The organism is Pseudomonas sp. GW-45 (genome assembly GCF_056896675.1).
The window spans coordinates 1,395,325-1,415,401 of the sequence record NZ_CM167674.1; the positions used below are offsets into that span (position 1 = coordinate 1,395,325).

Annotated in this window: 22 protein-coding genes; 17 read left to right on the forward strand and 5 right to left on the reverse strand. The window is 56.1% G+C overall.

From position 1 onward, the window contains the following. Positions 1-75 precede the first annotated feature (75 nt). Together AC1XYH_RS06285 and AC1XYH_RS06290 are read left to right on the forward strand one after the other, a co-directional pair. Positions 76-1,563: a helicase HerA-like domain-containing protein gene (locus AC1XYH_RS06285; RefSeq protein WP_483325777.1), complete on the forward strand. Its 1,488-nt coding sequence runs from the start codon at positions 76-78 to the stop codon at positions 1,561-1,563. A gap of 101 nt (positions 1,564-1,664) precedes the next feature. Continuing rightward, positions 1,665-3,239, forward strand: coding sequence for a DNA recombination protein RmuC (locus AC1XYH_RS06290; RefSeq protein WP_483325778.1), 1,575 nt, complete (start codon positions 1,665-1,667; stop codon positions 3,237-3,239). Between the two features lie 47 nt (positions 3,240-3,286). Here AC1XYH_RS06290 and rnk read toward each other — a convergent pair whose 3' ends face one another. Beyond that, the gene (gene rnk / locus AC1XYH_RS06295; protein WP_483325779.1) at positions 3,287-3,694 is read right to left on the reverse strand and encodes a nucleoside diphosphate kinase regulator; all 408 of its coding nucleotides are present in this window, start codon (positions 3,692-3,694) and stop codon (positions 3,287-3,289) included. A gap of 301 nt (positions 3,695-3,995) precedes the next feature. On the opposite strand from rnk, the gene AC1XYH_RS06300 reads away from it, so the two are divergent. The 9 genes from AC1XYH_RS06300 to AC1XYH_RS06340 all read left to right on the forward strand — a co-directional run bounded on the left by AC1XYH_RS06300 (position 3,996) and on the right by AC1XYH_RS06340 (position 10,330). Further along, positions 3,996-4,853, forward strand: coding sequence for an urease accessory protein UreD (locus tag AC1XYH_RS06300; protein WP_483325780.1), 858 nt, complete (start codon positions 3,996-3,998; stop codon positions 4,851-4,853). A gap of 14 nt (positions 4,854-4,867) precedes the next feature. Next, complete coding sequence (gene ureA, locus AC1XYH_RS06305; RefSeq protein ID WP_483325781.1) at positions 4,868-5,170, forward strand: urease subunit gamma; 303 nt, start codon at positions 4,868-4,870, stop codon at positions 5,168-5,170. A gap of 11 nt (positions 5,171-5,181) precedes the next feature. Then, a complete protein-coding gene (locus AC1XYH_RS06310) occupies positions 5,182-5,487 on the forward strand; it encodes an urease subunit beta (RefSeq protein ID WP_483325782.1) in 306 nt (101 codons plus the stop codon). Between the two features lie 25 nt (positions 5,488-5,512). Then, the gene (gene ureC / locus AC1XYH_RS06315) at positions 5,513-7,213 is read left to right on the forward strand and encodes an urease subunit alpha (protein ID WP_483325783.1); all 1,701 of its coding nucleotides are present in this window, start codon (positions 5,513-5,515) and stop codon (positions 7,211-7,213) included. A 30-nt stretch (positions 7,214-7,243) separates the two neighbouring features. After that, a complete protein-coding gene (ureE, locus tag AC1XYH_RS06320; protein WP_483325784.1) occupies positions 7,244-7,729 on the forward strand; it encodes an urease accessory protein UreE in 486 nt (161 codons plus the stop codon). 7 nt (positions 7,730-7,736) lie between these two features. Next, positions 7,737-8,411 (forward strand): urease accessory protein UreF, encoded by a 675-nt coding sequence (locus AC1XYH_RS06325; RefSeq protein ID WP_483326319.1) that lies wholly within the window; start codon positions 7,737-7,739, stop codon positions 8,409-8,411. Positions 8,412-8,425: 14 nt separating this feature from the next. After that, positions 8,426-9,073, forward strand: a complete 648-nt coding sequence (gene ureG, locus AC1XYH_RS06330) for an urease accessory protein UreG (RefSeq protein ID WP_483325785.1) — start codon at positions 8,426-8,428, stop codon at positions 9,071-9,073. Between the two features lies 1 nt (position 9,074). After that, positions 9,075-9,659, forward strand: a complete 585-nt coding sequence (locus tag AC1XYH_RS06335; protein ID WP_483325786.1) for a HupE/UreJ family protein — start codon at positions 9,075-9,077, stop codon at positions 9,657-9,659. Positions 9,660-9,856: 197 nt separating this feature from the next. Next, a complete protein-coding gene (locus AC1XYH_RS06340; protein WP_483325787.1) occupies positions 9,857-10,330 on the forward strand; it encodes a CreA family protein in 474 nt (157 codons plus the stop codon). 75 nt (positions 10,331-10,405) lie between these two features. Here AC1XYH_RS06340 and AC1XYH_RS06345 read toward each other — a convergent pair whose 3' ends face one another. After that, positions 10,406-12,658, reverse strand: a complete 2,253-nt coding sequence (locus tag AC1XYH_RS06345) for an Orn/Lys/Arg family decarboxylase (protein WP_483325788.1) — start codon at positions 12,656-12,658, stop codon at positions 10,406-10,408. A gap of 179 nt (positions 12,659-12,837) precedes the next feature. Here AC1XYH_RS06345 and AC1XYH_RS06350 point away from each other — a divergent pair, with 179 nt between their 5' ends. Next, on the forward strand, positions 12,838-13,281 hold the full coding sequence (locus AC1XYH_RS06350; RefSeq protein WP_483325789.1) for an acyl-CoA thioesterase: 444 nt from the start codon (positions 12,838-12,840) through the stop codon (positions 13,279-13,281). 3 nt (positions 13,282-13,284) lie between these two features. On the opposite strand, the gene ppnP is transcribed toward AC1XYH_RS06350, so the two are convergent. Then, entirely contained in the window at positions 13,285-13,566 is a 282-nt protein-coding gene (gene ppnP / locus AC1XYH_RS06355; protein WP_483325790.1) for a pyrimidine/purine nucleoside phosphorylase, read from the reverse strand. A gap of 133 nt (positions 13,567-13,699) precedes the next feature. Between ppnP and AC1XYH_RS06360 the strand changes: the two genes are divergently transcribed. Together AC1XYH_RS06360 and AC1XYH_RS06365 are read left to right on the forward strand one after the other, a co-directional pair. Then, the gene (locus AC1XYH_RS06360) at positions 13,700-14,566 is read left to right on the forward strand and encodes an NAD(P)-dependent oxidoreductase (RefSeq protein ID WP_483325791.1); all 867 of its coding nucleotides are present in this window, start codon (positions 13,700-13,702) and stop codon (positions 14,564-14,566) included. A gap of 66 nt (positions 14,567-14,632) precedes the next feature. Beyond that, positions 14,633-14,884: a YkgJ family cysteine cluster protein gene (locus AC1XYH_RS06365; protein WP_483325792.1), complete on the forward strand. Its 252-nt coding sequence runs from the start codon at positions 14,633-14,635 to the stop codon at positions 14,882-14,884. A 7-nt stretch (positions 14,885-14,891) separates the two neighbouring features. Here AC1XYH_RS06365 and AC1XYH_RS06370 read toward each other — a convergent pair whose 3' ends face one another. Next, complete coding sequence (locus tag AC1XYH_RS06370; protein WP_483325793.1) at positions 14,892-15,782, reverse strand: EamA family transporter; 891 nt, start codon at positions 15,780-15,782, stop codon at positions 14,892-14,894. A 158-nt stretch (positions 15,783-15,940) separates the two neighbouring features. Then, positions 15,941-17,215: a citrate synthase gene (gene gltA / locus AC1XYH_RS06375; RefSeq protein ID WP_483325794.1), complete on the reverse strand. Its 1,275-nt coding sequence runs from the start codon at positions 17,213-17,215 to the stop codon at positions 15,941-15,943. A 328-nt stretch (positions 17,216-17,543) separates the two neighbouring features. Between gltA and sdhC the strand changes: the two genes are divergently transcribed. The 3 genes from sdhC to sdhA are packed head-to-tail and all read left to right on the forward strand — an operon-like array spanning position 17,544 to position 20,068. After that, positions 17,544-17,930, forward strand: a complete 387-nt coding sequence (sdhC, locus tag AC1XYH_RS06380; RefSeq protein ID WP_483325795.1) for a succinate dehydrogenase, cytochrome b556 subunit — start codon at positions 17,544-17,546, stop codon at positions 17,928-17,930. Then, the gene (gene sdhD / locus AC1XYH_RS06385; protein ID WP_483325796.1) at positions 17,924-18,295 is read left to right on the forward strand and encodes a succinate dehydrogenase, hydrophobic membrane anchor protein; all 372 of its coding nucleotides are present in this window, start codon (positions 17,924-17,926) and stop codon (positions 18,293-18,295) included. The genes sdhC and sdhD overlap by 7 nt, the downstream gene beginning before the upstream one ends. Further along, complete coding sequence (gene sdhA / locus AC1XYH_RS06390; RefSeq protein ID WP_483325797.1) at positions 18,296-20,068, forward strand: succinate dehydrogenase flavoprotein subunit; 1,773 nt, start codon at positions 18,296-18,298, stop codon at positions 20,066-20,068. It begins immediately after the preceding gene. Positions 20,069-20,077 lie beyond the last annotated feature (9 nt).

Below are 20,077 nucleotides of genomic sequence, written 5' to 3' on the forward strand. Positions count from 1 at the left end.
GCAAGGGGTGTGTGGCCGACCATAATGCTTTAGCCCAACCCGCGGCTTTCAAGGCAACCCAAGGAGAGATGGCTAATGCCAGATTTGCACGTACCGCCACTGCTGATTGGCGGCAATGGAGTGACCAGCCTGGCCATTGAGCCCAGCATGGCCAATCGACACGGCCTGATTGCCGGGGCTACGGGCACCGGTAAGACCATTACCCTGCAAGTGCTGGCGCAGAGCTTCTCGCAAATGGGTGTGCCGGTGTTGGTGCCGGATATCAAGGGTGACTTTTCCGGGATCGCCAAGGCGGGTAAGGCGGGTGAAAAACTGCAGAAGCGGGCCGATAAAGTAGGCTTGGGACCCATGACTTTATGCGGTGCGCCTACGGTATTCTGGGATGTGTTTGGCGAGCAGGGCCATCCGCTCAGGCTCACCATTGCTGAGCTGGGACCGGTATTGTTGTCGCGGTTACTCAATCTCAACGAAACCCAGAGCGGCATCATCGACATTCTGTTTCGGGTGGCGGATGACAACGGTTGGTTATTGTTGGATTTGAAAGACCTGCGTTCCATGCTGATCTATCTGCACGAACAACGCTCGGCGCTCGGCGCCAAATACGGCAATGTCTCGGCCGCCAGCCTGGGCGCCATCCAGCGCTCGTTGCTGCGGCTGGACGGGCAGGGCGGCGAGAAATTATTTGGTGAGCCGGCCATTAGCCTGGATGACTTTCTGCAAACTGATGAGAACGGCCAGGGCGTGGTTAATGTGTTGCACGCCGCACAGCTGTATCAGGAAAGCCCCCTGGCCTATTCCTGCATTCTGTTGTGGCTGTTGTCAGAGCTGTTCGAGCAACTGCCCGAAGTGGGCGATGCCGATAAGCCGCGCTTTGTACTGTTCTTTGATGAAGCGCATTTGATGTTCACCGACACCCCCAAAGCGCTGGTCGATCGCATCGAGCAGGTGGTGCGGTTGATTCGCTCTAAGGGCGTAGGCGTTTACTTTGTAACCCAGAGCCCGCTGGATATTCCCGATAGCATTTTGGGGCAGCTCGGTAACCGCGTGCAGCACGCGCTGCGTGCCTTTACCCCGCGCGATCAGAAAGCGGTAAGGGCGGCTGCACAAACCTTCCGTGCCAACCCTGAACTGGACACAGAAAGCGTAATTATGGCGCTGGGTGTGGGTGAGGCCTTGGTGTCGGTGCTGGATGCCAAAGGCACGCCGAGCATTGTGCAGCAGGTGCTGATTCGCCCGCCGGATAGCCAAATGGGGCCGATCAATGAGACTGAGCGCGCCGAGCTGATCAAGGCGTCGCCGCTAGCTGGCGCCTACGATCAGGCAGTGGATCGCGAATCGGCCTATGAGGTGTTGCAGGAGCGAGCGGATAAGTCACTCTCAGCCGAGAAGCCGACGGTCAAACCGCAGAGCAAGGCACGAAAGCGTTCCGGTGGTGGCAAGTCGGTTGGGCAGGAGCTGAGTGAGATGTTTAGCTCCTTTGGTCGCAGCGCCATGCGTTCGGTGGGCACGCAGGCAGGCCGGGCTATCGTGCGGGGGATTTTGGGTTCGTTGCGTAGTAAGTAACAGCGGACTGGCCATCGCTGATCGCCAGCCCATTTATCTCACAGCGTTTTCATTGCGGTGGCGGGGCGTGGATAATATGCCGAGCTTAAACGGAGAAGTGCATGCCCCTGTCTGACCTACCTAATCTTTATCCTATTATCGGTCTCGCCCTGTTGGTCGGTTGGGCGCTGACCGCCACGCTGCTGCTGCGACGTCAGACTGCACTGCGCAATGCATTGGAGCAGGCACAACAGCAGCAGGATGTTTTGCGTGAGCAACTGCAGGAAGCACAACTAGAGCTGCACCAGCAAAACGCACAGCACAGTGGATTGTATGCACGGATCGAGCATCTGCAGGAAACTCAGCAGGAGTCGCGTCAGCAGCAACTGCAGCAAGCAGAGCGCTTGAGTAGCGCGCAAAGTCAGGGCCAGGAATGGCAGTTGCAAGCTGAGCGTGCGCAGACGCTGAGCCGCGAGCAAGGCAGGCAGGTGGACGACCTGCGTGGTGAACGCGATCAGCTGCGCGTGCGTTTGGATGCGCTGCAACACGAGCATGAGCAGTTAAAGGTTGAACATTCCACCCTGCAAAGCAGCCTCGAGCATCGGCAACAGCATTTCAGCGAGCAGCAGCAACTGCTTAAAGACAGCCGTGATCAGCTGAAAATGGAATTTGAGCAGTTGGCCGGCAAGATATTCGACGCTAAGGGCCAAGCCTTCTCTCTGCAGAACCAGCAATCGCTGGACGCGCTGCTCAAACCCTTCCGTGAGCAGATCGACCAGTTTCGCAGCAAGGTGGAAGACATTCACCACAAGGATACTCAGCAGCAGGCGACCTTGGCTGCAGAACTGAATAACCTCAAAGAACTTAACCGCCAGATCACTCAAGAAGCGCATGATCTGAGTACAGCTCTGCGCGGCCAGAAAAAGACTCAAGGAAACTGGGGCGAGCTGATTCTGGAGAACGTGCTGGAGCGCTCCGGCTTGCGTGCGGGCGTAGACTTCAAGCGGGAAGTCAGCATGACCAATAGCGAAGGGCAGCGCCAGCGGCCAGACGTGCTGGTTTACCTGCCGCAAGACAAACACCTGATCATCGATGCCAAGGTGTCGTTGAATGCCTATACGCGGTATATCAACAGTGAAGACGATACCGAGCGGCGCATAGCCTTGAGCGAGCATGTACACGCCATTGGCCAGCGTATTCGTGAGCTGTCGGATCGCAACTATTTTGATTTGCCGGGTCTGAATGCACCGGAGATGGTGTTCATGTTCATCCCGATCGAGTCGGCTTTTGTTGAGGCACTCAAGGCAGATGAAACCCTGTTTCAGAAAGCCATCGAGCAGAACGTACTCGTCGCCACACCAACCACGCTGCTGACTAGTCTTAACATAGTGCGTCAGCTCTGGCGCTTTGAAGATCAGAATCGCCATACGGCTGAACTGGCTGAACGTGCAAGCAAGATTCACGACAAGCTGCGTACCTTCCTGGGTAGTATGGATAACATCGAGAAAAGCCTCGACAAGGCCTCGGATGCTTATAAAAAAGCCAAGGACCAGCTGTTAGGCGGGCGCGCGAACCTTGTTAAGCAAGTTAATGATTTCAAAGAGTTGGGAGTGTCAGTTAAAGCGGAATTGGGTGAAGAGTGGACTGATCGTGCAAGTCTGGAGTTAGGACACGATAGCCCTGACCCCAGCAAATAACTCATTCTGCAAGCAGCGCTCGCAGACGGCCGCGAGCGCTATTTTGCCTAGAGGTGATAGTCACCACTGGCTTCCGGCTGATACACAATATCCATGATTTTTAGCTTTAACGGGCGGCCCTGCGGCCCCTGCCAATTGATGCTCTGGCCTACTTTCAAACCCAGCAGGGCAATACCCACCGGCGCTAGAATGGAGATGGTGCCCGGCCGACCCGCCTGCTCGGGGTAGACCAGTGTCAGCACGAACTCCCGCTCGCTGGCCTCATCGGTAAATCGCACTGTGGAATTCATTGTAACCACATCGCTAGCAATGCGTTTGTGGCTGACCACACGGGCGCGCAGCACTTCATCTTCAAGCGCTTCGAGCAGGTCCAGTGGCGCCTGCATGTTGTCGAGCACCTTCTCCAGGCGCTGTACATCCAGACGTGTCATTACGATGGCAGGTGATTTGTTCATGGCGAGCGGCATTACTCCTTGATTAGAGTCTAATTAAAACTATTTTGGGGTTACTAAAATGTTTGCCCAGCAGGACGCTGGTCAGCTGACGTTACCAGATCGGGGGCTGGTTACAACCGCCAATAGGTTTCAAATTATGCCCGATATCGGTGCGCTGAAATGCTGTCCAAATGGTCAGTGATCCATTTTGGTGCGCAAGGCCGTGTTCTGTTGTCGGGCACGCCGCGAAAAGTCAGCACGGCTTGGTGGCATGGCACTTGCTCTGTAATTGGCTAATCGCATGGTTGGAAACCCGTAGGATATGACCGTAGCCTGGCACCTTGAACAACACGACAGCCCGCTCAACTGGCAGGCTGGGCTGAGCCTGGGTTTCTCCCGTAGTGGAGAACGCACCCAGTTGGCGCACATGAGCCATCGTGGACCGTTACGCATACAGCGGCCTTTTTACCCTGAAGGTGCAGATTGCCCGCATCTTTACATTCTGCACCCCCCCGGTGGGCTGGTGAGTGGCGATACGCTGCGATTGCAGGCTGATGTGGGAGAGGGCGCCAATGCGCTGCTGACCACGCCGTCCTCAGGTAAATGTTACCGCGCCCGCGACAACGGCACTTTTCAGGTGCAGCACAACCGCTTTACTCTCGCTGCTGGCAGCAGTCTGGAGTATTTGCCGCAGGACACTATCGCCTTTGCTGGCTGTAACGCCAAGCTGATCACCCGTATTGATCTCGGCGAGGACGCCCGTTGTTGCGCTTGGGATTTGCTCTGCCTCGGCCGCCCCGCAGCGGACGAGCGCTTCAGCTACGGCTCGGTAGAGCAGCGGCTTGATGTGTGGCGCGATGGTCGCCCGATCTATATTGAACGTAATCATTTTGTCGGTGGCGATCCGCTGCTGGACGCCCACTGGGGTTTGGCTGGCGCCGGCGTGAGTGGCACTTGGTTGGCTACACTGCAGCTGGGTCGTCAGCAGATGGATGAGCTGCGTGAGACTTTTGCCGATTATCCCCAGCTGGCATTGACCCAGCGCAATGGCTTGTTGATTGGCCGTTATATCGGCGCTGAGGCCGAACATGCACGTAATACTTTTATTCGTTTGTGGCAGCACCTTCGACCGTTGATCAACGGCCGTGATGCCTGCCCACCCCGTATCTGGAATACCTGAATGGAGCCCGTTTCATGGAGCTGACCCCGCGCGAGAAAGATAAACTTTTGCTGTTTACCGCAGCCCTGCTGGCCGAGCGTCGTCTGGCGCGTGGGGTGAAACTGAATTACCCCGAATCCATGGCCTACATCAGCGCCGCCATTATGGAAGGCGCCCGTGACGGCCGCAGTGTGGCGGAAATGATGAGCTACGGCCGCACGCTGCTGACCCGCGAGCAGGTGATGTCTGGTATTCCGGAACTGCTGGCCGAAGTGCAAGTAGAAGCAACCTTCCCGGACGGCACCAAGCTGGTCACTGTTCATAACCCGATTCCCTGAGGAGAGCCAATATGATTCCAGGAGAAGTGCAGACCCAGCCGGGTTCATTGCAGCTTAACGAAGGGCGCGAAACCGTCGTGATCAGTGTCGCTAATGGCGGTGACCGGCCAGTGCAGGTCGGCTCGCATTATCACTTTGCTGAAACTAACCCAGCGCTGCAGTTTGACCGTGCTGTCGCGCGCGGCTTTCGTTTGAATATTGCAGCCGGAACGGCGGTGCGCTTTGAGCCGGGGCAGAGTCGCAAAGTAGAACTGGTTGCCTTGGCTGGCGAGCGCAAGGTGTATGGCTTCCGTGGCGACGTCATGGGCAGTCTCTGATAGCGAGTTTTGACAGGAGCGAACAATGGAAATCAGCAGACAGGCCTACGCCGAAATGTATGGCCCAACCACCGGCGACAGGGTACGCCTGGGTGATACCGAACTCTGGATCAGCGTCGAAAAGGACATGACACGCTACGGCGAAGAAGTGAAGTTTGGCGGCGGCAAAGTCATCCGCGACGGCATGGGGCAGAGCCAGCGCACCCGTGCAGAAACCCCGGATACCGTGATCACCAATGCGCTGATCCTCGACTGGTCGGGCGTTATCAAGGCGGATGTCGCGCTCAAGGATGGCAACATCCAAGCGATCGGCAAGGCCGGTAACCCAGACATTCAGCCGGGTGTCGATATCATCATCGGACCTTGCACCGAGATTATTGCTGGTGAGGGCATGATTCTTACCGCTGGCGGCATTGATGCGCACATCCACTTTATCTGCCCTCAGCAGATCGAAGAGGCGCTGATGTCGGGGATTACCACCATGATTGGCGGTGGCACCGGCCCGGCGACCGGCACCAATGCCACTACCTGCACGCCGGGTGCCTGGCACCTCGGCAAAATGCTGCAATCCGCTGAATGCTTCCCGATGAACCTCGGCTTTCTTGGAAAGGGCAACGCGAGTCTGCCGGATGCGTTGGAAGAGCAGATTGAAGCCGGCGCGATGGGCCTCAAGCTGCACGAAGACTGGGGTACCACGCCTGCAGCGATTGACTGCTGCCTGAGCGTGGCAGACGCCTACGATGTGCAAGTCGCGATTCATACCGACACCCTGAACGAGTCGGGTTTTGTGGAAGATACGCTGGCGGCCATCAAGGGCCGGGTGATTCATACCTACCACACCGAAGGTGCCGGTGGCGGCCACGCGCCGGATATTATCAAGGCCTGCGGCGAGCCCAATGTACTGCCATCGTCGACCAACCCAACGCGGCCCTACACGGTCAATACGGTGGACGAGCATCTCGACATGCTGATGGTCTGCCACCACCTTGATCCGGCCATCGCGGAAGACGTGGCATTTGCTGACTCGCGTATTCGCCGCGAAACCATTGCCGCTGAAGACATCCTGCATGACCTCGGTGCCTTCTGCATGATCTCGTCTGATTCGCAGGCCATGGGCCGCGTGGGTGAGGTGGTCACGCGTACATGGCAGACCGCGCACAAGATGAAAGTGCAGCGTGGCCCGTTGGAGGGTGATGATGAATGGTCCGACAACACGCGGGCCAAGCGTTATATCGCCAAGTACACCATCAATCCGGCTATCACCATGGGGCTGTCGGATGTAGTGGGCTCAGTAGAGGTTGGCAAGCTGGCCGACCTGGTGCTGTGGAAACCGGCTTTCTTTGGCACCAAACCCAGCCTTATTCTCAAAGGTGGCTCGATTGCTGCGGCGCCCATGGGTGACCCCAATGCTTCGATCCCGACACCTCAGCCCGTGCATTACCGGCCGATGTTTGGTGCTTTTGGTAAGGGGATGGATACCACTTGTGTGACCTTTGTCTCCAAGGCTGCCATCGACGCCGGGATTGCCGACAAGCTAGGCCTGAGCCGTCGGCTGGAAGCAGTGCGTAATACCCGCACCATCAGCAAAGCCGATATGAAACTCAATGATTATCTGCCCGATATCAGCGTTGATCCGCAGACCTATGTGGTTAAGGCGGACGGCGTCGAGCTGCTGTGCGAGCCAGCAACCGAGCTGCCGTTGGCCCAGCGTTACTACCTTTTTTGATTTGGATTCGAACTGTTTCAGGAGGACTGAATGCTGGAATGTCATGAATGGCTGGAGGGCGAGGGTGGTCACGAGCATGTGCTTGAACTGACCTACGAGCTGCGCACCCGCAGCCGCCTGCGTGCCGTTACCGAAGCGGGGCTGGATGTCGGCCTGTTTTTGCCACGTGGCCGTGTGCTGGCGCAGGGCGAGCGATTGCAATGCAGCGACGGCAGCGTGCTGATGATCAGCGCTGCGCCGGAAAAGCTCTCCCGCGTGCAGTGCGACGATGCGTTGCTGCTGGCGCGTGCGGCCTACCACATGGGCAATCGCCATGTGGCATTGGAGGTGCGTACGGGCGAGCTGCGCTATCTCTGTGATCACGTGCTGGACGCCATGCTGCGCGGCTTTGGCCTGGAAGTAGAAGAGGTGACTGCACCCTTTAACCCTGAGTCTGGTGCTTATCACAACCACAGTCACAGTGTTGCTACACCGGCAGCCCCTTTCCTGCGCCTGGCAGGGCATGATCGTGGTTGAAGCCAGAGTGATGACTGACCTGGCGCTGCTGCGCGTGCTACAGCTGGCTAGCCCGGCGTTGCCGATTGGTGGTTATGCCTACTCGCAAGGGCTTGAATACGCCATCGAGCAGGGCTGGGTAACGGATATCGACAGTGCTGCCGGTTGGCTAGGCGGCTTGCTTGAGCATTCCTTGGCGCGCCTGGACCTGCCCGTGCTGCTGCGTCAGTACGATGCGCTGGAGCGTGCCGACGATGGTGCGCTGTTTTCCTGGAATGACTGGCTGTTGGCCAACCGCGAGACGGCTGAGTTGTATCTCGAAGACAGCCAGCAAGGCGGCGCTTTGTTAAGGCTGATGTGCTCGCTCGGCGTGCCTGCGGCGCAAGAGTGGCCAACTGGCGAACCCTTGGCGCTGATGACCGGCCTGGCCATGGCGGGCCAGCACTGGCATACCGGCGCGCACGCGCTGGCGCTGGGAGCACTCTGGAGTTGGCTGGAAAACCAGGTTGGCGCAGCCACCAAATTGATACCGCTGGGGCAAACCGATGCCCAGCGTCTGCTTGACCGTATTTTGCCGAGCTTGCCTGCTGTTGTTGAAATAGCACGCGAGCTCCCCGGTGATGAGCTCGGCGCCGGCTTGCCAGGGTTGGCCTTTGCCAGCGCCCGGCATGAAAACCAATACACCCGATTGTTTCGATCATAAGGAGCTATAACCCCATGACTTCCAGACCTGCTTTGCGCGTAGGCATCGGCGGACCGGTTGGGTCCGGCAAGACTGCTTTGGTACGTATTCTTTGCGAGCGCCTGTATCCGCATTACAACCTGGGCGTGATTACCAACGATATTTACACCCGTGAAGACGCCGACTTCCTGCTGCGCCATGACGCCTTGCCGGAAGATCGCATTCTGGGGGTGGAAACTGGTGGCTGCCCGCATACGGCAATCCGCGAAGATGCATCGATGAATCTGGCGGCTATTGCTGAACTACAACAAGCGCATCCCGAGATGGAGCTGGTATTTGTGGAAAGCGGCGGCGACAACCTGGCCGCAACTTTTAGCCCGGAACTCTCTGATCTCACGCTCTATGTAATTGACGTCTCTGCTGGTGACAAGATTCCACGCAAGGGCGGGCCGGGTATCACTCGCTCCGACCTGCTCATCATCAATAAAACCGATCTGGCGCCTTTAGTAGGGGCTGATTTAGGGGTTATGGACCGCGATGCCAAGAAGATGCGTGGCGAGCGGCCGTTCGTTTTCTCCAACCTGAAAAGTGGTCAGGGTGTGGAAGACATCATTGAATTCATCGTTCGGCAGGGCATGCTTAAAGCCCTGCCAGACACTGACAAAACTCAGCAAGGAGCCTGACATGTCTTCACTTCGCAATAATCTCGCATTGTTTGTCGGTTTGGTTCTGGTGCCTTCACTGGCGCAAGCACATCCAGGCCATGACACCTCAGGGCTGGTCAGTGGCCTAAGTCATCCGTTGCTTGGCCTGGATCACTTGCTGGCAATGGTTGCCGTAGGGCTGTGCGCTGCCAAACTGGGTGGTATGGCTCGCTGGTTGCTGCCGCTGCTATTTGTTGGCGTTATGCTTGCGGGCGGTGGTTTGGCGATGGCTGGTGTGCATCTGCCGGGCGTTGAGTTGGGGATTGTTGCCTCGGTCATCGTTCTGGGTATGTTGCTGATTTTTGCCCGCAGCGGCGCTACTCTGCCTGCCGCGCTGCTGGTCAGCGGCTTCGCGTTGTTCCACGGTTATGCGCACGGAGCAGAGATGCCTGCCGCAGCCGGTGCTGCGGCCTACGCCTTGGGTTTTGCGGTGGCTACTGCCGCGCTGCATGGCATGGGTTTGGTCGGTGGCCAGTGGCTGCAGGCGCGTCACTGGCAGCGTGCGGTCCAGATTCTGGGTGCGCTGATCAGCATGGCGGGTGTGAGCATGGCGCTAAGCATGTAAGCTCGGCTGGCTTCACTCAAAGCTGTGCTCCGGAGATCGGAGCACAGCTTTTTTGTTTTAAGATGCAGGCCGACTAACTAACAAATGCTGCATGTAAGGGTCTTATCGATAACGTTATCGGAACTGAGCACTGCTTTTTAAAATGATTTAATTCAATTGGCTACGTTCTTTTATTAATGTAAAAACTGGGGTGATAAATGAAGAAATTACTCGCGGCCGTAGGCGTAGTTACCCTGCTTGCAGGCTGCTCTGATAATGAAGTGGGCGATGTGTCTTTAGGTGTTTTCACTCTGAAGGACATCAAGCTCAACACCTTGGTTGATCCGGTTGTGACGGGCGTCACCTGTCATATCGCCTCAGTTGAAGCCAATCTTAGTTTTTCTGATCCCAGTGATAGCGCTATTTCTTGCCGCCAAACGGGTGAGATAACGCCCGACATGATCGCGCAGATTGATAAGAGCGATTCCGGCGAAATAGTCTTCAGAAAATCCAAAAGTGTGTTTTTCAAAACGATGAAAGTGCGGCGCATCTTTGACTCTGAGAATCAGACCTTGATGTACCTCTCGTACTCCACCAAAGAGACTTCAGGCAGCTTTAAACACAGCCTCTCAACGGTGCCGCTGTGGGGCACAATGGCATATCAGCAACTGGCCGGCCGCGTAGCTGAGTAAGGTCATGTCATTGCGTTTGGTCAGGTCGGATCGGTTGCAGCTTGCTGCCGATCCGACCTGTCTCAATGACGCGGTTTAAGGCGTCTCCACCAAACAATCCACGCGCCAATTCAGCTGGCCTTCAAACCTCTCCATACGCAGGCCATGAATATCGTTGGCAAAGCCGGGAAACTGCTCCTCCAGCTCAATCGCGGCGGCTAGATAATCGACAATGCTGTTGTTGTCATGCGGAAAGCGTTCGCCCGGCATGATCACTGGAATGCCAGGTGGGTAGGGCACCAGCATTACCGCGCTCAGGCGCCCGGCCAGTGCGCTGACCGGTACGGACTCGACTTCTCCACGCACCATCTGCTGGTACGCGTCGGCGGGGCGCAGGCTGATTTGCGGCAGAGTGGTGTACATTTGCCGCATCAGCTTAATCAGGCTGTGCTTCTTGTAGCATTGATGCAGTCTCTCCCCCAGGGTACGCAAGCCGAGGCCTTGATAGCGCGGGTGCTGCGCCAAGCTGGGCAAGGTGAGCTCCAGTGGCGCGTCCTGATCATACAAGCGCTTAAACTCACGCAGCTCGGACAGCAGCGTGCTCCATTTGCCCTTGGTGATGCCCAGCGAAAATAGAATAAGAAAGGAGTAGAGGCCGGTCTTTTCGACCACTAAGCCGCGTTCGGCCAGAAAGCGGGTAACCAGAGCGGCGGGAATGCCACTTTTGGCCAGCCGTCCCTTTTCTTCTACGCCAGGTGTGAGCAGGCTGACTTTGATTGGATCGAGCATGGCAAAGTCATTGCTCATATGCCCGAAGCCATGCCATTCGGCATGGTCATCCAGTGTCCAGTCACTGGCCTTCAGTTCTGGTTGTGCCAATGCGACTTCCGGCTCCCAGACATCAAACCACCATTCCTCCTCGGCCAATTGTTCGGCAGTCTGCTGCATGGCGCGGCGGAACGATAACGCCTCGTCGAGCGTTTCCTGTACCAGCGATTTACCCGCCGGGCCAGCCATCATGCCGGTGGCGACGTCGATTGAGGCGATGATGCCGTAGTGCGGCGATGTTGAGGTATGCATCATGTAGGCTTCGTTGAAGCGCTCGCGGTCCAGCTGCTGCTCGGCACTGTCTTTGGCGAGAATGATTGAAGCTTGCGACAGCGCTGCCAGAACCTTATGAGGTGACTGGGTGGCGAACACCAGCGGGTGCTTGGCACGCGGTGCTGCCACCTTTTCACTCATACCGTGACGCCCGTGGTAGAAGGGATGAAAGGCGGCGTAACCGTACCAGGCTTCATCAAAATGCAGCACATCGACGCTATCTTGTAACTGATCCTTGATCATCTCGGTGTTGTAGCAGAGACCGTCGTAGGTGGAGTTGGTCAGCACTGCCAGCTTAATCTGCCGCTTGCTGCCGTCGAGCAGCGGATGCTCATCGATCAACTGTTGTAGCGCTGCTGGCGCAAATGCTTCGCGACCGATTGGCCCGATGATGCCGTAATCATTGCGCGAACCGCTGAGGTAAATAGGGATAGCGCCGGTCATGATGATGGCGTGAAGAATAGATTTGTGGCAGTTGCGATCGACAAGTACCAGATCGTCTCGTGTGACGTACGCGTGCCAGATAATTTTGTTTGAAGTAGAAGTCCCGTTAACTACGTAAAAACTGTGATCAGCGCCAAAGGTGCGTGCTGTATTGGCTTCGGCTTCGGCCACCGGGCCGGTGTGATCGAGCAACGAGCCTAGCCCCGGCACAGAGACCGATAAGTCCGAGCGCAGCGTGTTTTCACCAAAAAAATCATGGAAAGCACGTCCAACCGGGCTCTTACGAAACGCGACTCCGCCACCGTGGCCGGGCGAGTGCCAGGAGTAGCTGGAGCTTGCGGTGTAATCGAGTAGCGCTTTGAAAAAGGGGGGTAGTAGTTGGTTCAGGTAGCTGCGCGCGGTGCGGGCAATCTGGCCGGCGATAAACGGCAATGTATCTTCAAACAAATAGATGATGCCGCGTATCTGGTGCAATTCACGTAGTTGTGCCAGCAGTTCGGGCGCTATCGACTGGCGCGTGCTGAGCGCCATGATAGGCAACTCCGGCGAGCGGCTATGGGCTGCGCTAAACAGGGCTTCAACCTCGTGCAGTGATACCTCGGCATCTGGCGTGAAAAGAATGCAAGACAGCCCGCGATGCGCTTCGGCAATCAGCCGCCCTTCATCGAGTGATTCGGCGCCCAGCACCTCAAACCCTTCGCCGTCGAGCGCCTTGAACAACGCATCGAGCTGGGTGCCCGCCACGTTATGCAGGCCGATGGCGGGATTGATCACCAAAATGGGAAAATTCAGATGTTTGAACATGGCTTCCCTGTGTACCTGTGAGTGAGCCCCCAGCCTAAGCCAGATTGCCTTATCTTGCCTACGTCGCTGGATGTTTGGCTGTGTCTTTGTAGTACCATCGAACATCCAACCAAGGTGATTCGGTCAAGGTAGTCAGGCCAATACAGCCATACCAAAGTAACAGCTGAGGAGACGTGCTTTTGAACTGGGATCTACAAAACCCACACACGGTGGATATTCTGGTCGGTGCCGAGCATATCGACGAGCTGGGACATGCCAACAATACGGTGTATGTCAGCTGGCTGGAGCGCTGCGCCTGGGAGCACTCCCAATCGCTGGGTCTGGGGTTTGAGCAGTATCGGGAGCTGAATCGTGCCATGGCGGTGTTACGCCATGAGATCGACTACCTGGCTGCTGGCTACGAAGGCGATGAGCTGGTGATGGCAACCTGGATCGTTCACTGGGACAAAAAACTACGCATGACGCGCCATTTCCAGCTATGCCGCAAGGCTGATGGCGTGACGCTGTTGCGTGCACGTACTACCTTTGTGTGTATCGAGTTGACGACTGGGCGTCCGAAGCGGATGCCGCAAATATTCATCGATCAGTATGGCAAAGGGCTGACCGAAGACAGCCCTAATTAGCGCTTAGCGGTACTCGCACAAATACGCAGTATCGCGCTCAACTTTGAGGTTGAAACGGCTGTTGGCGGCAACCGTAAACTGCTCGCCGGCAGCGTAGGTAGTCCAGGTGTCGCTGTCTGGCAGCTTAACGACCAAAGCGCCGTTGATGACGTGCATGATTTCCAGTTGGCTGGTACCAAACTCGTATTCACCTGGAGCCATAACGCCAACGGTGGCGCTGCCTTCGGGCTGCTGAAAAGCGATAGAAGCGACCTTACCGTCAAAATACTGATTTACCTGAAACACGGCGCATACTCCTGGAAGGAAAAGGGCCGCCATTATGCCGAGCGGGCAATGGTTCTCGCAATTACCAGCGGCACTAATTTATCTTGAATCGAATACAGCTCGCGTTGGCGGCTTTTAGGGTAGGAGTAACAACATGGCGAATATCGGTTTTATTGGTTTGGGTGTGATGGGCTATCCCATGGCCGGGCACCTGCAGCGTGCCGGACACAACGTCACCGTTTATAACCGCACCGCTAGCAGGGCGCGCCAGTGGGTAGCCGAGCACGCCGGCAGCGCCGCAGATACGCCTGCGCTGGCGGCGGTCGATCAGGACTATGTATTACTCTGCGTGGGTAACGATGATGATCTGCGTGCAGTGATCGCCGGGGAAGATGGCGTGCTTCAAGGCGCGCGCAGTGGCCTGGTTTTGGTGGATCACACGACGGCATCGGCGGATGTGGCGCGTGAACTGGCTGCGCTAGCGGCAAAGCAAGGCGTGGGCTTCCTGGATGCGCCTGTATCGGGTGGTCAATCCGGTGCGGAAAAGGGCCAATTAACCATCATGGTTGGCGGTGATGAATCGGTATTCGATTTGGTGCGGCCGATTATCAAGAACTACGCCCGTATGGTGCAGTTGATGGGGCCGGTTGGCAGCGGACAGTTGACCAAAATGGTTAACCAGATATGCATTGCCGGGTTAGTACAGGGCTTGTCGGAAGCGCTAAACTTCGCGCAGAAAGCGGGTCTGGACGGTGAGGCGGTGGTCTCGGTTATCAGCAAAGGCGCAGCGCAATCCTGGCAGATGGAGAATCGTCATAAAACCATGTTGGCAGGTGATTTTGAGCACGGTTTTGCGGTGGACTGGATGCGCAAGGATCTGGCGATAGTCTTGGCTGAGGCGCAGCGCAATGGTGCGCAGTTGCCGGTTACCGCATTGGTGGACCAATTTTATGCTGATGTGCAGGCCATGGGCGGCAAGCGCTGGGACACGTCCAGTTTGATTGCGCGACTCAAGCGCTGATAATTTTCAACAGCCTGCTAGAATGCGCGCCGGCACACCGTAGGTGTGCATTTCAGGGGATTAACCATGCAGTGCCGAGAGGCTTGTGGCGCGTGTTGTATCGCGCCATCCATCAGTTCGCCGCTACCGGGCATGCCGAATGGCAAGCCAGCGGGTGAGCGCTGCCTGCATTTACAGTCAGATATGCGCTGCGCAATCTTCTATTCGTCGGAGCGCCCTGCAGTCTGTGCTGGCTTCAAAGCGGAAGCCAGTGTTTGCGGCGATAACGCTGAAGAGGCGCTGCGGATTATTGGTTGGCTGGAAGGCGAAACCGCCTGAGCTGCTTTTAGCTACTTTGCCCAGCGGCAATTGCGAGCCTGCGTCGTCGCCCGGCAAACACGTTGATCGCCAGTCCGGCCATTACCAGCAGCGTGCCGAGCATCTGCAGTTGGCTGAGTTGCTCGTCCAGTAGCCAGGCTGCCGAACTCAAGCCAATGATTGGTACCAGCATCGAGAACGGCGCTACCTGGGCCGCTGGGTAACGCGACAGCAAGCGACTCCATAGACTGTAGCCCAGCAAAGTGGCGCCAAAGGCCAGATAAAACAGCGCCAGGACCGCATTCAGGCTGATGTTTTCCAGCGCGTTGCCGATTTGTTGCGGCCCTTCCAGCAGCAGTGACATGGCAAAGAAGGGCAGGGGTGGCACCAGACTACCCCAGACCACCAGGCTGACCAGGTCTACTTTACCTACACGCTTGGTGATGATGTTGCCCATGGCCCACATTGCGGCTGCGCAAATGGTCAGTGCAAAGCCTGCCAACGTCATGCCAACGCCGCTGTTCAGGCCGATCAAGAGCAAGCCCCCTGCAGCGACGCAGAGTCCGACCAGATTATGTATGCGTACCTGTTCGCCCAATACCATGGCAGCGAACAGCAGGGTGAAGAATGCCTGTGACTGCAGAACCAGAGACGCCAGGCCGGCCGGCATGCCGACAGACATGGCAGAAAACAGAAAAGCGAATTGGCCGAAAGAAATGGTCAAGCCATAGGCCAGTAACCAGCGCAGGGGAATCTTTGGACGGCGAATAAAAAATACCGCAGGAATAGCGGCCAAAGTGAACCGCATGGCACCCAGCAGCATCGGCGGTAGATCATTCAAGCCAACTTTGATAACCACAAAGTTAAGTCCCCACACCAGAATAACCAGCATGGCGAATCCGAGATCTCTGGGGGACATGGTGTAACGGGCTCCGGCGTATAAAAGTAGGCAGCCCATACAAACATGTTTTCACGCGGCTGAAGCGGTACAGCCAAGTTAGGATTGACCTGTACAGTGTTGCAATTGCAGCTAATAAAAAACCCGCCTAGGCGGGTTTTTTATTAGCTTACGGCGACTTACTTGGAAGGGTAATCGCGTTGAGCTGGACCGGTGTACAACTGGCGAGGACGACCAATCTTGTACGGGCCGCTGATCATTTCGTTCCAGTGCGCTACCCAGCCTGGTGTGCGGCCGGTGGCGAAAATGACGGTGAACATCTCAGTTGGAATGCCGATTGCCTTAAGGATGATGCCGGAGTAGAAGTCGACGTTCGGGTACAGGTTACGTTCCTTGAAGTAAGGATCGTTCCGGGCGATTTCTTCCAGTTTCATCGCCAGCTCCAGCTGCGGGTCATTGATACCCAGCTCAGCCAGTACTTCGTCGCAGGTCTCTTTCATTACTTTGGCGCGCGGGTCGAAGTTCTTGTAGACGCGGTGACCAAAGCCCATCAGCTTGAACGGGTCATCTTTATCTTTAGCTTTGGCAACGAATTTGTCGATGTTGGAAACATCACCAATTTCATCCAGCATACGCAATACTGCTTCGTTTGCGCCGCCGTGAGCCGGGCCCCATAGAGCAGCGATGCCAGCTGCGATACAGGCGAAAGGATTGGCGCCGGAGGAGCCTGCCAGGCGGACAGTAGAGGTTGACGCGTTCTGCTCGTGATCAGCATGCAGCACGAAAATACGGTCCATAGCCTTGGAGAGAACCGGACTGATTGGCTTCTCGTCACATGGTGTATTGAACATCATGTGCAGGAAGTTTTCTGAATAGCTCAATTCGTTGCGTGGGTACATCATGGGCTGCCCCATGGAATATTTGTACACCATGGCTGCCAATGTCGGCATTTTAGCGATCAGGCGGATTGCAGAAATTTCACGATGGTTGGGATTATTGATGTCCAACGAGTCGTGGTAGAAGGCAGACAATGCGCCAACTACGCCACACATGATGGCCATTGGGTGTGCGTCACGGCGGAAGCCGTTGAAGAAAGTTTTCAGTTGCTCGTGCACCATGGTGTGGTTCTTGATGGTGCTATCGAACTTGATTTTTTCTTCGTCGGTGGGAAGTTCACCTTTCAACAGAAGAAAGCAGGTTTCCAGGAAGTCCGCTTTTTCCGCAAGCTGATCAATGGGATAGCCGCGATGCAGCAATATACCCTTGTCGCCATCAATATAGGTGATCTTGGATTCACAAGATGAAGTGGCCATGAAGCCAGGGTCAAAAGTGAACACGCCTTCTGCAGTGAGGCCACGAACGTCCACGACGTCGGGACCCATGGTCCCGGAATAGACTGGTAGGTCAATGGGGGCAGCGCCCTCGATGATCAATTGCGCTTTTTTGTCAGCCATTGATGGCCTCCTGTTTTGCTGTATCGAAAAGGTGACCCCCCACGCAGGGCCCGCATCACTATAAGGTGATAAATTGGTTTGTCAATTGTACTTATAGTGAAAGGGAATAGGGGTAATTAAAAGCTTTAATTACATAGGTAAATGTGCTTTGCCACGTGCCGGCATGCGTGATTTAGAGCGCTTTGCAACACGTTGTTGCATTGTAATTAATGACCTAAGTCTCTATACTCCTTGACCGGCAAAGTGACTCAGAGGGCCTCTCGCAGGGGCTGCAGCACAGGGTTACGCACCTTCCTATAATCCAAGCCCTGCCCACAGGGCCATGAGTGTGAATATAGCCGTGAATAGCAAAAGACCCGTCAACCTAGACCTCAGGACAATCAAACTTCCTGTCACAGCCTATACGTCAATTCTCCACCGCATTTCTGGCGTGATTCTGTTCGTTTCCATCGCGATTCTGCTATGGATGCTGGACACCTCGTTGAGTTCGGAAAGCGGTTTCGAGCAAGTTCAAAGCTGCCTTCAGCACCCCCTGGCCAAATTGGTCGTCTGGGGTATCCTCGCTGCACTGCTTTATCACCTGGTCGCCGGCGTGCGCCACCTGGTAATGGATGCTGGCGTGGGTGAAGGGCTCGAAAGTGGTAAGCGTGGCTCACAGATAGTACTTGTTGTTTCTGCCATTTTGATTGTTCTTCTGGGGGTGTGGATATGGTAACTAACGTCACCAACCTTTCTCGCAGCGGCCTTTATGATTGGATGGCGCAGCGTGTGTCCGCCGTCCTATTGGCTGCTTACGTGTTGTTTCTGCTCGGCTATCTGATCGCTCACCCTGGCCTGACCTACGCCGAATGGCAGGGTTTGTTCAGTCAGAGCTGGATGCGCATCTTCAGTCTGCTCACGCTGGTTGCTTTGAGCGTACATGCCTGGGTTGGCATGTGGACCATTTCAACCGACTACCTGACTCCCATGGCTCTAGGCAAATCTGCCACTGTCGTCCGCTTCCTGTTCCAGGCGGTCTGCGGTCTTGCCATGTTTGTGTTTTTCGCTTGGGGCGTGCAGATTCTGTGGGGAATTCGATAAATGTCTAATATGCGTACTTTGACCTTTGACGCGATCATCATCGGTGGTGGTGGTGCTGGTATGCGCGCTGCGCTGCAACTGGCTCAAGGCGGCCACAAGACAGCCGTCGTAACCAAGGTGTTTCCGACTCGCTCGCACACTGTATCTGCTCAGGGTGGCATCACTTGCGCGATTGCCTCGGCTGATCCAAACGATGATTGGCGCTGGCACATGTACGATACCGTTAAGGGCTCCGACTATATCGGCGACCAGGACGCTATCGAGTACATGTGTTCTGTAGGTCCAGAAGCGGTATTCGAACTTGAACATATGGGTCTGCCGTTCTCCCGTACCGAGCAGGGCCGTATTTATCAGCGTCCATTCGGTGGCCAGTCTAAAGGTCCGGATAACCCTACTCAGGCGGCACGCACCTGCGCAGCTGCTGACCGTACTGGTCACGCGCTACTGCATACGCTGTATCAGAACAACGTTAAGCACAACACTACCTTCCTTAATGAGTGGTACGCGGTTGATCTGGTCAAGAACCAGGACGGCGCGATTGTTGGTGTGATTGCGATCTGCATTGAAACCGGCGAGACCGTTTACATCCGTGCCAAGGCCACTGTGCTGGCGACTGGCGGCGCGGGTCGTATTTACGCTTCTACTACCAATGCCCTAATCAACACCGGTGACGGTATCGGCATGGCGCTACGCGCTGGTGTGCCGGTCCAGGATATCGAGATGTGGCAGTTCCACCCGACCGGTATTGCCGGCGCGGGTACCCTGGTGACCGAAGGTTGCCGTGGTGAAGGTGGCTATCTGATCAACAAGCACGGCGAGCGCTTCATGGAGCGTTACGCGCCCAACTCGAAAGACCTTGCCGGTCGTGACGTTGTGGCCCGTTCCATGGTTAAGGAAATTCTTGCCGGTAACGGTTGTGGTCCCGATGGCGACCACGTGATGCTGAAGCTGGATCACTTGGGTGAAGAAGTGCTGCACAGCCGCCTGCCAGGTATCTGTGAACTATCCAAGACCTTTGCTCACGTTGATCCCGTGGTTGCGCCTATCCCGGTTGTACCGACTTGTCACTACATGATGGGTGGCGTTGCTACCAATATTCATGGTCAGGCAATCAGCCGTGATGCGGCTGGCAACGACAAGATCGTTGAAGGTTTGTTTGCGGTTGGCGAAGTGGCCTGCGTCTCTGTGCACGGTGCTAACCGTCTGGGCGGTAACTCCCTGCTTGACCTGGTCGTATTCGGTCGTGCTGCTGGTATTCACCTGGAAAGCTCTTTGAAAGATGGCATCGAACTCCGCGATGCCTCGGCATCCGATATTGAAGCTTCGCTCTCACGCCTGTCTGGCTTGAACGAGCGAACTAAAGGCGAAGACGTTGCACCGCTGCGTAAAGAACTGCAAAACTGCATGCAGAACTACTTCGGTGTTTTCCGTACCGGTGAGTTCATGCAGAAGGGCATCACGCAGCTGGCTGATCTGCGCGAGCGTATTGCTAACGCCAAGATCGACGACAAGAGCCAGGCGTTCAACACTGCGCGTATTGAAGCTCTGGAGCTGCAAAACCTGCTGGAAGTGGCTGAAGCCACTGCGATTGCTGCAGAAGCCCGTACCGAAAGCCGCGGCGCACATGCACGTGAAGACTACGAAGATCGCGATGACGTGAACTGGTTGTGCCACAGCCTGTACATGCCTGAAACCAAGCAGCTGGAAAAGCGGGCAGTTAACTTCTCGCCGAAGACAGTTCCGACCTTTGAACCTAAAGTGCGTACCTACTAAGGGTGACCG